The organism is Lysobacter defluvii IMMIB APB-9 = DSM 18482 (genome assembly GCF_000423325.1).
In the GTDB taxonomy this organism is placed as follows: Bacteria; Pseudomonadota; Gammaproteobacteria; order Xanthomonadales; family Xanthomonadaceae; genus Novilysobacter; species Novilysobacter defluvii.
This window is the reverse complement of sequence record NZ_AUHT01000007.1, coordinates 244,441-256,577: the sequence shown is the minus strand read 5'-3', so window position 1 is coordinate 256,577 and position 12,137 is coordinate 244,441. Positions and strand designations below refer to the sequence as shown.

The following is a 12,137-nucleotide window of genomic DNA, read 5'->3' as shown; positions in this document are numbered from 1 at the left end:
GACGCAATCCTTCCCCCATTCAGAACCAAGAAATGAAGCAGGATCTTCGAGTCATTGGCGCCCTGTTCGGGCGCTGGACCGGCATTGCCATCCTCGCGGCGCTGCCGGTCGTCCTTTTCCATCTCGACACGCTTTGGCTGGGCAACCAGGTTGGTGAGTGGTCCCTGGTCGAAGTGGTTGCCGAGCTGTTCCTGGCCAGCGCCATCCTCGGTTTCGTCCGTTTGGCCCGCGTGAGCCCGGAAGACCGCGGCTTCGCCGTGCTGGCCGCCGCCTTCCTGGGCTGCATGCTGGTGCGCGAGCTCGACGCGATGCTGGACCTGGTCTTCGACGGCCTGTGGCAGGTGCTGGTGACCGTGATCGCGGTATCCGCGCTCACCTGGGCCTGGCGGAATCGCGCCGACGCGATCGCGTCCACCCGCCGCTTCGTGCTGACCCGGCAGGCGTCGACGCTTGCGGTTGGCATGGCGGTCGTGCTGGTGTTCTCGCGCCTGTTCGGCATGGGCGACATCTGGGGCCAGTTCATCGACCTGGACGCCGCCCGCGTGGTCAAGAACGCGATCGAGGAATGCACCGAACTGCTGGGCTACAGCCTGGTGCTGGTCGGCAGCGCGGGCTATGTCCAGCGCCGCCGCCGTGGCCTGCGCCATGCCCGGGCCGCGCAGGTCGAGCGCGAGGCGCTGGAGTCCGAGCTCCCCGTCGCCCACGGCTGACACACGCCCCGCGTGCAAGGATGGCCTGCAGGGGTGCCGCGGCCGCGGCACCCCCGGCAGGGCACGAGGAGGCGGAGATGGGCTTGTTGATCGACGGTCGCTGGGTCGACCAGTGGTACGACACCGACAGCACGGGCGGGAAGTTCGTCCGCAGCCGGTCGCAGTTCCGCAACTGGGTGACCGCCGACGGGAGCGCGGGGCCGACCGGCGGCGACGGATTCAAGGCCGAGCCGGGCCGGTACCTGCTCTACGTTTCCCTGGCCTGTCCCTGGGCGCACCGCACGCTGATCTTCCGCCAGCTCAAGGGGCTGGCGGGGATGATCGACGTCGCCGTGGTCAACCCGTACATGGCGGAGAACGGCTGGACCTTCGAGCCCGGCCCGGGCGTCACCGGTGATCCGCTGGGCAGCAGCGAGTACCTCTACCAGGTCTACCTGCGGGCCGATCCGGGCTACAGCGGCCGGGTGACGGTGCCGGTGCTGTGGGACCGCGAGCGCGGCACCATCGTCAGCAACGAGTCGGCCGACATCATCCGCATGCTCAACTCTGCCTTCGACGGCGTGGGCGCTGCGGAAGGCGACTACGCGCCGGCGGACCTGCTGGAGCGGATCGACGAGGTCAACGCGCACGTCTACGACACGATCAACAACGGCGTGTACAAGGCGGGCTTCGCCACCGCGCAGGAGGTCTACGAGCGCGAGGTAACGCAGCTGTTCGACGCCCTCGACGGGCTGGACGAACGGCTGCGGACCCGCCGCTACCTGCTCGGCGAACGCCTCACCGAGGCGGACTGGCGGCTGTTCACCACCCTGGTGCGCTTCGATCCGGTCTACCACGGCCACTTCAAGTGCAACCTGCGGCGCATCGCCGACTACCCGAACCTGTCCGGCTACCTTCGCGAGCTGTACCAGTGGCCCGGCGTCGCCGGCACGGTCGACTTCGACCACATCAAGCAGCACTACTACCGCAGCCATCCGACGATCAACCCGAACCGCATCGTCCCGGTCGGGCCGGTGCAGGACCTCGACGCGCCACCAGGACGCGGACACCTGCCCGCCAGCGCGGGCTGAAACCCCCCGCCGCGGCCGCGCCGCGCGTGAAAACGTATGCACCCGCCGTGGCCCGGGGGTGGCGGCTACGCTGCGTGTCCCGCGATGGAGCACGCAATGGCCGAGGCCGCTTCCCTGCTGACGATCTTTGGCGCGACCGGGGACCTGGCGCAGCGCATGCTGTTGCCTTCGCTGTACGGACTGCAGCGCGACGGGCTGCTGCCGCCGCGGCTGCGGATCCTCGGCACCGCCCGCACCGGCCAGGACACCATGGCCTACCGGGCGCTGGTCGCGAAGGCGATCGAGCGCCATGTGCCCGCGGGCGAGCAGGACGCCGGCGTGCTGGCCGCGCTGCTGGAGCGCATCGACTACCACCCGGCCGCGCTGGACGACCCCGAGGGCCTGGCCCGCCTCGGCGGCGTGGTGGCGCGCATGCGCGCGGGTGGCGACGTCCTGTACCACCTGAGCACCGCCCCGGGCTGGTACGCGCCGGTATGCGCCGCCCTCGGGGCACACGGCCTGGCCGGCGAGGGCACCCGGGTGATGCTGGAGAAGCCGCTGGGCCACGACCTGGCCAGCGCGGTGGCGATCAACGACGACGTCGGCCGCTTCTTCGACGAGGAACGCGTGTTCCGGGTCGACCACTACCTGGGCAAAGAAGGGGTGCAGAACCTGATCGCCCTGCGCTTCGGGAACGCGCTGTTCGAACCGCTGTGGAACGCGCGGCACATCGAGCAGGTGCAGATCAGCGTCGCCGAGACCGTGGGCGTGGAGGGGCGCGGGGACTACTACGACGGATCCGGCGCGATGCGGGACATGCTGCAGAACCACTTGCTGCAGCTGCTGTGCCTGTTCGCCTCGGAGCCGCCCTCGCGCTTCGAACCGGCCGCGGTACGCAACGAGAAGCTGAAGGTGCTGCATTCGCTGCGGCCAATCGGCGCGGCCGAGGTGGCCGCCGAAACCGTCGCCGGACAGTACCTGGCCGGCGCCGTCGACGGGGTCGCCGTCCCGGGCTACCGCGACGAGCTCGGCCGCGACAGCGGGACCGAGACCTTCGTCGCCCTGCGCGCCCAGGTCGACAACTGGCGCTGGAAGGGCGTGCCGTTCTACCTGCGCACCGGCAAGCGGATGCCGCGCCGCTGCACCGAGATCCACGTGCAGTTCCGCGACGTCCCGCACTCGATCTTCGACCACGGCGGCGCGCGGCTGCAGCCCAACACGCTGGTGATCGGGCTGCAGCCGCAGGAGCACATCGAGCTGCGGATGATGACCAAGACGCCCGGGCTGGACCGGCAGGGGCTGCGGCTGTCTCCGGTCGCGCTGGACCTGGACATGCAGGCCGAGTTCGGCGACCTGCGGCGGCGGCCCGCCTACGAGCGCCTGTACCTGGATGCGCTGGAGGGCAACGGCACGCTGTTCGTGCGCCGTGACGAGACCGAGGCCGCCTGGGCCTGGGTGGACGGGATCCGCGATGGCTGGAACGCCCACCAGATGGCGCCGCGCGGCTACCAGGCGGGGACCTGGGGCCCGGCCCGCGCGGTCACCCTGGCCGAGCGCCACGGCCACGCCTGGCGCGAATGAGGAGGACACCATGGGCTGGACCCTGCACGAGTACCCCGACACCGGCAGCCTGGCCGAGGCGCTCTCCGGCGAGCTGGCGCGGTCCTGTGCCGACGGGTTCGCACGCGACGGCCGGGCCGTCCTCGCGCTCGCCGGCGGGCGCACCCCGTGGCCGGTGTACGAGCGGCTGGCGCGCGCGGCACTGGACTGGAGCCGGGTGACGGTGATGCCGACCGACGAGCGCTGCGTGCCCCACGGGCACGAGGCGAGCAACCTGCGCGGCTTGCAGGCGGCGTTCGCCGCGGCCGACGGCATCCGGGTCGAGGCGCTGACGGTCCCCGGCGGCGACTGCGACGCGTCCGAACGGCACGCCCGCGACCTGCTTTCCGGACTGCGGCGGCGCTTCGACGCGGTGGTGCTCGGAATGGGAATCGACGGCCATACGGCCTCGCTGTTCCCCGGCGCCGCGCGCCTGGCCCGCGGCTTCGACCCGGCGCTGGATGCCTGCCGCATCGACCCGGACCCGCTGCCGCCGGAAGCCCCGTTCCCGCGCATCAGCCTGGGCGTGCGCCGGCTGCTGCGTACCCGCGCGCTGCACCTGGTGATTACCGGCGTGGAGAAGCGTGACGTGCTGGAGACGGCGATCGCCGACCCGGACCCGCTGCGGCGTCCGGTGGCTGGGATCCTCCACGCCCCGGGCACGCAGGTCCGGTTGCACTGGTGCCCGTGATGGCCCTGCACCCCACCGTCGAACGCGTCACCGCCCGCATTGCCGAGCGCAGTCGTGCAACGCGCGCCCGCTACCTGCAACGCATCGACGCCGCGCGCGACCAGGGGCCGGCGCGGATGCGGCTGTCCTGCGGCAATCTTGCCCACGGCTTCGCCGCCGCCGGCACCGACAAGCCGGCGCTGCGCGCCGGGCGCGCCGGCAACCTCGGCATCGTCACCGCCTACAACGACATGCTCTCCGCGCACCAGCCGCTGGAGCAGTACCCGGCCCTGATCCGCATGGCCGCACGCAACGCCGGCGGCAGTGCCCAGGTCGCCGGCGGGGTGCCCGCCATGTGCGATGGCGTCACCCAGGGCCGGGCGGGCATGGAGCTGAGCCTGTTCTCGCGCGACACCATCGCGTTGGCCACGGCGGTCGCGCTGAGCCACGACATGTTCGACGCCGCGCTGATGCTGGGCGTCTGCGACAAGATCGTGCCGGGGCTGCTGATCGGCGCACTCAGTTTCGGCCACCTGCCGGTGCTGTTCGTGCCCGCCGGGCCGATGCCCTCGGGCATCCCCAACCGCGAAAAGGCCGCGGTCCGCCAGCGCCACGCCGAGGGCCGCGCCAGCCGCGAGGAGCTGCTGGAAGTGGAGGCCCGGAGCTATCACGGGCCGGGCACCTGCACCTTCTACGGCACCGCCAACTCGAACCAGATGCTGATGGAGGTGATGGGCCTGCACCTGCCGGGCGCCGCCTTCGTCCACCCGGGTACGCCGCTGCGCGACGCGCTTACCGTAGCGGCCGCCGAGCAGGCACTGCGCATCACCGCATTGGGTGACGACTGGCGCCCGCTGGGCCGCACGGTCGACGAGAAGGCGATCGTCAACGCGATGGTCGGACTCGCCGCGACCGGTGGCTCGACTAACCACGCCATCCACCTGGTGGCGATCGCGCGGGCCGCGGGGCTGGTGGTCGACTGGGACGACCTGGACGCGCTGTCGCGCGTCACCCCGCTGCTGGCGCGGATCTATCCCAACGGCAGTGCCGACGTGAACCACTTCCAGGCCGCCGGGGGGCTTGGGTTCGCGATCCGCGAGCTGCTCGGCGCCGGGCTGTTGCACCCGGACATCGCCTGCGTGCATGGCGGCGACCTTCGCCAGCAGGCGATGGAGCCCTGGCTGGACGACCTGGCGCTGCGCTGGCGCGAGCCGCCCGCACGGTCGCTGGACGACACGGTGCTGCGCGGCGTCGCGGAACCGTTCGACAGCGAGGGCGGCCTGCGCCGGTTGGACGGCAACCTGGGGCGCGCGGTGGTGAAGGTTTCGGCGGTGGCACCGGAGCATCGCGTGATCACCGCCCCGGCCCGCGTGTTCGATTCCCAGGAGGCGGTACTGGAGGCGTTCGCGGGCGGGCTGCTGGAAGGCGATTTCGTCGCCGTGGTGCGGGGGCAGGGACCGCGCGCCAACGGCATGCCCGAGCTGCACAGGCTCACGCCCACGCTCGGACTGCTGCAGGACCGCGGCCAGCGGGTCGCGCTGCTGACCGACGGCCGCATGTCGGGGGCGTCCGGCAAGGTGCTGGCGGCGATCCACCTCACCCCGGAATCGGCGGACGGTGGCCCGGTCGCGCGGCTACGCGACGGCGACCTGGTGCACGTCGATGCCGGTGCGGGCGTGCTGGAGGCTCGCGTGGACGCCGCCGAGTGGGATTCGCGCGAGCCGGCCCCGCCGCCCACGGCCGGCGGGCAATGGGGCATGGGCCGCGAGCTGTTCGGACTGATGCGCCGCAGCGCCGGGACCGCCGAGCAGGGGGCCTGTAGTCTGTTCGACGAGGCCGACCGACCATGCACGCACTGATCGCCGACGTAGGGGGGACCAACGCGCGCTTCGCGCTGACCGACCCTGCCTCGCCGCGGCCGGAGCTGCTGGAGCCGCGTTCGCTGCGCAACGCCGACTTCGCCAGCCTGCAGCACGCCGCCGAGCACTACCTGGCCGGAGTCGGCGCCACGCCGCGGCGGGCCTGCATCGCGCTGGCCTGCCCGGTGGGCGGCGACGAGATCCGCCTGACCAACCGCGCCTGGTCCTTCAGCCGCGGCGAGTTGAAGGCCGCGCTGGGGCTGGAGGAACTGCGGCTGCTCAACGACTTCGGTGCGGTCGCCCTCGCCGCGCCGGCACTATCGCCGGAGGAACAGGTCACGCTGCACGGGCCCGCCGCGGACCCGCTCGCCGGCCCGGTCAGCGTGCTGGGTCCCGGCACCGGCTTCGGCGTCGCGTTGCTGGTCGGTGGCCAGGGCCGGTGGACCGCGGTGGAGACGGAAGGCGGCCACGTGACCTTCGCACCGCTTGGCGCCGAGGAGCAGGCGATCGCGCGCTGGATGGACTCTCGCCACGGCCGCACCTCGTACGAGCGGGTGCTGTCGGGCAGCGGGCTGGCCTGCATCGATGCGGTGCTGCGCGGCGCCGATGCCAGCGGCCAGGTGCGCGAGCCGCGGCACCCCGCCGAGGTGGTCGGCGCGGCGCTGGACGGCCACGACGTGGCCTCGCGCCGCGCGCTGGCGCGCTTCTGCGCGATCCTGGGCAGCGTCGCCGGCGACATCGCACTGGTCCACGGCGCACGCACGGTGATGATCGCCGGTGGCATCGTCCCGCGCTTCATCCCGTTCCTGAAAGCGAGCGCCTTCCGCGAGCGCTTCCTCGCCAAGGGGCGCTTCGCGGCCTACCTGGAGTCTGTTTCCATCCGGGTGGTCACCCATCCCAACCCGGGGCTGCTGGGCGCGGCGGTCGCCCTCCGCGACCCGGTACGTTGAGCCTTGTTGCCATGGACCACGTCGATCCGCGACTGCTGGAAACCCGCGCCGCCCGCGTCGACGCCGTGCTGTCGCGTGCGCCGGTCCTGCCGGTGCTGTCGATCGAACGCGTGGAGGACGCGGTTCCCCTGGCGCGTGCGCTGGTGGAGGGTGGCCTGCCGGTGCTGGAAGTGACCCTGCGCACCGACGCGGCGCTGGAGTCGATCACGCGGATCGCGGGCGAGGTGGAGGGCGCGATCGTCGGCGCGGGGACGGTGCTCGACGCCGACCACCTGCGTGCGGTGGAGGCCGCCGGTGCCCGCTTCGCGATTTCGCCCGGAGCCACGGCCGCGCTCTACCGGGCCGCCGAGGACACGTCGATCCCGTGGATTCCCGGCATCGCCACCGCCAGCGAGCTGATGCTCGGGCTGGAGCACGGCCACCGACGCTTCAAGTTCTTCCCCGCCGAAGCCTCCGGCGGCATCGCGGCGCTGCAATCCTTCGCGGGCCCGTTCCCGCACGCGCGCTTCTGCCCCACGGGCGGCATCACCGCCGCCACCGCACCGGCCTGGTTGGCACTGGGCAACGTGGCCACGGTGGGCGGTTCGTGGATGGTGCCGCCCGAGGCCGTCGCCACGGGCGACTGGGACCGCATCCGGGCACTCGCACGCGAAAGCGCCGGGAAGCGGTAGCTCCCCGGCGCCTGGTGAGTCCGGTGCGGCCGGGATGCCCGGCCGGCGCCCCTGTCAGAACCGGTAGCTGATCCCCGCCAGGTAGGTCCGGCCGAACTCGAAGTACTGGTGCGGCCGCTCGCTGAGCCCGTCGTGGATGGTGCGGTAGGGCTCGTTCTCCAGGTTGTTGACCTGCAGCAGCAGCGAGAGGTTCTCCAGCGGCCCGGACTGGAAGGTGTAGCCCAGCTGCACGTCGGTCACCGCCTCGCCGTCGAAGTACACCTTGGTCCGGTCGCCGCCCGCACCCTGCACCTCGCCGAGGAAGCGCGAGCGCTTGCGGTGCGCCACGCGCGCCGAGAAGCCATGGCGCTCGTAGTAGGCGGTGACGTTGGAGACGTAGCGCGACAGTCCCGGGAGCGGCTCGTTGCTGCCCGGGCCCAGCGGCTCGATCTCGCTGTCGGTCTCCGAGTAGCTGCCAACGATGCCGAAGCCTTCCAGCGGCGCCCACAGCAGTTCCAGGGGTACCGACAGCGCAAGCTCGTAGCCTTCGAGGGTGCCGCCCTCGCCGTTCACCGGCTGGGTGTACTCGCCTTCCCACCAGCCGTCCGGCAGGCCGGGCGGAAGCGGGCCCAGCGGCAGCTGGCGGAAGTCGAAGGCCGTGGTCTGGCTGTAGATGTAGGTCTTCAGGTCCTTGTGGAAGTACGCGGCGCTGACATAGCCCCGGCCGCCGAAGTACTTCTCGTAGGACAGGTCGAACGCGTCGGCCAGCCACGGGTCCAGTTCCGGGTTGCCGCCGCTGCCGGAGAGGATCCCGCGCTGCGAGTCGAAGCCGTAGGCGGCGTTGGCGCGCAGGTCGTCCATGCGCGGCCGGGCCATCTGCCGCGCGGCGCCGAAGCGCAGTACCTGGTCGGCCGGCAGTTCGAAGGACAGGTTCAGGCTCGGCAGTACCTCGGTGGTGCTGCCGCCCCGGGTGGCGGCCGCCTCCAGCGCCACGCCCTGGAAGGTCGCCACGCCGGTGGAGTCCTGCTCGGCGTCGACGACCTGCACCCCGACGTTGCCGCGCACCGGCACGCTGCCCAGCATCGCGTCCAGGTCGGCCTGCACGTAGAAGGTCGCGACCTCCTCGTTGACACGCCAGTTCTTGTTGTCGATGTCGCCGTGGTCCTTGTGCCACAGCTGGAACACGCCGCCCTCGAGCATGCCCAGGGCATCCAGGGCGATCACGCCAGGCAGCCCGAAGTGGCCGAAGTCGTTGCCCAGGACGTACTGCTCCGGGATCGCCATCTCCACGTTGTCGACGCAGGCGGCGGTGGCGCACAACGTCGCCTCGGAGGAGGCGCGGCTCTTGGCGCGGTCGGTCAGGTTGGCGCCGAAGTGCAACGCGCTCAGCACGCCCTGCTCGAAGCTGCGGGTCAGGCCCAGGCGGAGCGAGGTGAGCTCGTCCGTGACCTCGAAGTCCTTCAGGTAGCCGGCCTGGGCGCGGTCCACGCCCCAGCCACCCGGGTCGAACATGCGCAGCTGGCTGGGATCGCTGTAGTCCTGGCCCAGGGTGAAGTCGAAGAAGCCCTCGGGGTTGTAGACCAGGTCGACGGTGTCGCGGCCGCCATCGGGCAGCCCGGCGTACACCTCGAGGATGCGCTCGTCGCGGGTCGCCGAGGAGTGGCCGATGTCCGCAGTCACCGTCCAGTCCTGGTTGAGCCTGAGCTCCTGGTTCCAGCCCAGGGCGAACAGCCGGTCATCGGCGGCGTTGTAGTCGCTGCGGGCGACGATCGGCTTCACGTCCTCCCAGTGCGCCTCCACCATGGTGCCGGTGTCGTTGGTGGCGCCGCCGACCAGGTTGGAGCCGTTGCCCCAGACCAGCCCCATCTGCAGGCCGTGCTTGCGCTCTTCCTTGTCGAAGGAGGAGTAGAAGACGTCCAGGGTCGAGTGGTAGGCGTCGCTCGGCCGCCACTCCAGCACGCCCATCAGGCCGTCGCGCTCGTTGGTGCCGTGGATCGCGTGCAGGTTGGCGCCGCCGAGCACGCCGTTGTCGTAGCCCCAGGACTCGAACTGCCGTCCCTGGGTCGGGTTGTCCATGCGTGCGAAGCCCACCGCCACGCCCACGGTGTCGTCGGCGAACTGGTCGATGTAGGAGATGCTGCCGCGGCCGCCCCACTCGTCCTCGTCGCCGAGGCGGTTCATGTCCGCGCGCAGGTTGACCGCGGTGACCCGCTCGGCGAACGAAAGCGGCCGGACCGTGCGCAGGTCCACCGTGCCCGACAGGCCCTGGCCGACCAGCGCTGCGTCGGGGGTCTTGTAGACCAGCACCTGGTTGACCAACTCGGACGGGTACTGGTCGAACTCCACGCCGCGGTTGTTGCCCAGGCTCACCTGCTCGCGGCCGTTGAGCAGGGTGGTGGAGAAGTCGCCGGCGAAGCCGCGGATGTTGATCTCCTGCGGGCGGTTGCCGAAGCGTTGCGCGGTAAGGCCGGGCAGGCGCGCGAGCGAGTCGGCGATCGACATGTCCGGCAGCTTGCCGATGTCCTCGGCGGAGATCGCCTCCACGATCGAGGTCGACTCGCGCTTGGTGTCGATGGCGTCCTCGATGCCGCGGCGGATGCCGGTGACCACGACGGCGTCGAGTTCGGTGGCATCGGCGGCGGGAGTGCCCGCCGGCTGCGTGGCCGTATCCTGCGGCGCGGCTTGCGCCCCGGCGGCGAGCATCAGCAGGCCGGTGGCGAGCGCGGTGCTCAGCAGGTTGCGTTGGTGGTTCGGCATATCCCCCCTCCTGGTCCGGGTCGTGCCCGGTAGTGCGGCAGGCCACGCATCGGCCCGGGTCGATTGGTTCGGGCACGTCCCCCCTGAACGTCCCGGCGCATCGATGGTAGGGGGAGCCGCGCCGGTGGAAGCGGCGCTGAAAACGTATTCATGGCGACGCCGGGGCGGGATCGCGCATTCAGCGCAACATTCCCGTGGGCCGGAAGGGCGGGACGGGCGGCTGCGCGGCGTTGGTGGTGCGGCGCCCTTGACCTTGCAAGGGTGGCAGGGTTCAAGCTCGAGGCTGGATTCTAGGGCAGACCGGCATGACCCCAGGCAGCATCCACCCCCACGGCACCCCCGGCGGCCATTCGCACCGCCACGCGCAGGGCCACCACCACGGGCCGGCGGTGACGCGCGAGAGCGAGCGCCGCATCCGCTTCGTGCTGCTGCTCACCTTCGGCTACGCGCTGGTCCAGGCGGCGGGCGGCTGGTGGTCGGGCTCGCTGGCGCTGATCGCCGACTCCGGGCACATGCTGTCCGATGCCGCGGCGCTGCTGCTGGCGCTGGTGGCGTACCGGGTGGCGAGGCGCCCGGCCGACCGCATCCGCACCTACGGTTTCCACCGGGTGCGGGTACTGGCGGCGCTGGCGAACGGCGCCGCGTTGTTGCTGCTCGTGGCCTGGATCGCCTGGGAAGCGATCCAGCGCCTGCAGGAGCCCACCGCGGTGATGGCGCTGCCCATGCTGGGCGTGGCGGCGGTCGGCACGCTGGTGAACCTCGCCGCGGCCTGGATCCTGTGGTCCGGCGACCGCGCAGACGGCAACCTGCGCGGTGCCTTCCTGCATGTCATGGGCGACCTGCTGGGCTCGGTGGGTGCGATCGCCGCGGCGGTCGGCATCCTGCTCACCGGGTGGAGCGTGCTCGACCCGATCCTGTCGGTGCTGGTGGCGCTGCTGGTGGTGCGCTCGGCCTGGCGGCTGGTGTCGGATTCGATCCGCGTGCTGATCCAGGCGGTGCCGCAGGGGCTGGACGTCGACGAAGCCATGCGCGGGCTCGCGGGCCTGCCGCAGGTGGCCGATGCAGGGCACTTCCACGCCTGGACCCTCACCGACGAATCCAGCGTGGCCACCGTCCACGTCAGCCCGGCCGAGGGAGTGGACCCCCTGTCACTTCCGCCACTGGTCGCCGACTGGCTGCACGAGCGATATTCGATCGACCACGTCACGGTGCAGGTAGATCCGCCCGGGCGCTGGGGCGCGGCCGGTCAGCGAGGAGAACCGTAATGCTCAAGCAAGTCGACGGAGTTCCGGTAGGACCCGTGCACCGGGCGACCTGCCACTGCGGCGCGGTCGAGCTGGAACTGCAGCTGCCCGACGGCATTGTCCGTCCGGAACGCTGCGACTGCTCCCTCTGCCGGCGCAAGGGTGCGGTCGTCGCCTCCGTGCCGCTCCCGGGCCTGCGCGTGGTCCGCGGTGCCGACCAGCTGAGGCTGTACCAGTTCGGCACGCACGTGGCGCGCCATTACTTCTGCGGCAACTGCGGCATCTACACGCACCACCAGCGCCGCTCCAACCCGGAAGAGTTCGGCTACAACGTGGGCTGCCTGGAAGGGATCAACCCCTTCGCGATCGCGGACGTGCCGGTCAGTGACGGCGTTCACCACCCGAGCGACCGCCCTCAGTCGCGGACCACCATCGACACGGAATAGCCGGCTTCCTCGATCGCCCGGTGCACCGCCACGGCATCCTCGGTGCCCGTCACCACCACGACGCCCTGCTCGAGGTCCACCTCCGCCGTACCGCCCACTGCTTCGATCGCCTTCTGTACCGCGCGCTCGCAGTGGCCGCAGGTCATGCCTTCCACTTTCAGTCGCATTGCTGCTCTCCTGTCCTCATCGCTGCCGACAGGATC

At 71.5% G+C, this 12,137-nt stretch carries 11 protein-coding genes; 9 read left to right on the top strand and 2 right to left on the bottom strand.

Annotation, left to right across the window (positions count from 1 at the left end):
* The first annotated feature begins 32 nt into the window (after positions 1–32).
* The 7 genes from G545_RS14035 to G545_RS0107625 all read left to right on the top strand — a co-directional run bounded on the left by G545_RS14035 (position 33) and on the right by G545_RS0107625 (position 7,508).
* Positions 33–710, top strand: coding sequence for a hypothetical protein (locus G545_RS14035; RefSeq protein WP_052106774.1), 678 nt, complete (start codon positions 33–35; stop codon positions 708–710).
* 77 nt (positions 711–787) lie between these two features.
* Complete coding sequence (locus tag G545_RS0107650; RefSeq protein WP_027069869.1) at positions 788–1,780, top strand: glutathione S-transferase family protein; 993 nt, start codon at positions 788–790, stop codon at positions 1,778–1,780.
* A gap of 96 nt (positions 1,781–1,876) precedes the next feature.
* The gene (zwf, locus tag G545_RS0107645; RefSeq protein ID WP_027069868.1) at positions 1,877–3,340 is read left to right on the top strand and encodes a glucose-6-phosphate dehydrogenase; all 1,464 of its coding nucleotides are present in this window, start codon (positions 1,877–1,879) and stop codon (positions 3,338–3,340) included.
* Between the two features lie 10 nt (positions 3,341–3,350).
* A complete protein-coding gene (gene pgl, locus G545_RS0107640; RefSeq protein ID WP_043711514.1) occupies positions 3,351–4,049 on the top strand; it encodes a 6-phosphogluconolactonase in 699 nt (232 codons plus the stop codon).
* Entirely contained in the window at positions 4,049–5,887 is a 1,839-nt protein-coding gene (edd, locus tag G545_RS0107635; protein WP_036138861.1) for a phosphogluconate dehydratase, read from the top strand. The genes pgl and edd overlap by 1 nt, the downstream gene beginning before the upstream one ends.
* Positions 5,875–6,837, top strand: a complete 963-nt coding sequence (gene glk / locus G545_RS0107630; protein WP_027069865.1) for a glucokinase — start codon at positions 5,875–5,877, stop codon at positions 6,835–6,837. The genes edd and glk overlap by 13 nt, the downstream gene beginning before the upstream one ends.
* Before the next feature lie 35 nt (positions 6,838–6,872).
* Positions 6,873–7,508, top strand: a complete 636-nt coding sequence (locus tag G545_RS0107625; protein ID WP_407059635.1) for a bifunctional 4-hydroxy-2-oxoglutarate aldolase/2-dehydro-3-deoxy-phosphogluconate aldolase — start codon at positions 6,873–6,875, stop codon at positions 7,506–7,508.
* A gap of 54 nt (positions 7,509–7,562) precedes the next feature.
* On the opposite strand, the gene G545_RS0107620 is transcribed toward G545_RS0107625, so the two are convergent.
* Entirely contained in the window at positions 7,563–10,244 is a 2,682-nt protein-coding gene (locus G545_RS0107620) for a TonB-dependent receptor (RefSeq protein WP_027069863.1), read from the bottom strand.
* 305 nt (positions 10,245–10,549) lie between these two features.
* Between G545_RS0107620 and G545_RS14030 the strand changes: the two genes are divergently transcribed.
* Both G545_RS14030 and G545_RS0107610 read left to right on the top strand, forming a co-directional pair.
* Positions 10,550–11,509: a cation diffusion facilitator family transporter gene (locus tag G545_RS14030; RefSeq protein ID WP_036137115.1), complete on the top strand. Its 960-nt coding sequence runs from the start codon at positions 10,550–10,552 to the stop codon at positions 11,507–11,509.
* Positions 11,509–11,934, top strand: coding sequence for a GFA family protein (locus G545_RS0107610; RefSeq protein WP_027069862.1), 426 nt, complete (start codon positions 11,509–11,511; stop codon positions 11,932–11,934). The genes G545_RS14030 and G545_RS0107610 overlap by 1 nt, the downstream gene beginning before the upstream one ends.
* Here G545_RS0107610 and G545_RS0107605 read toward each other — a convergent pair.
* A complete protein-coding gene (locus G545_RS0107605; protein WP_027069861.1) occupies positions 11,904–12,101 on the bottom strand; it encodes a heavy-metal-associated domain-containing protein in 198 nt (65 codons plus the stop codon). The genes G545_RS0107610 and G545_RS0107605 overlap by 31 nt on opposite strands.
* Positions 12,102–12,137: the final 36 nt, after the last annotated feature.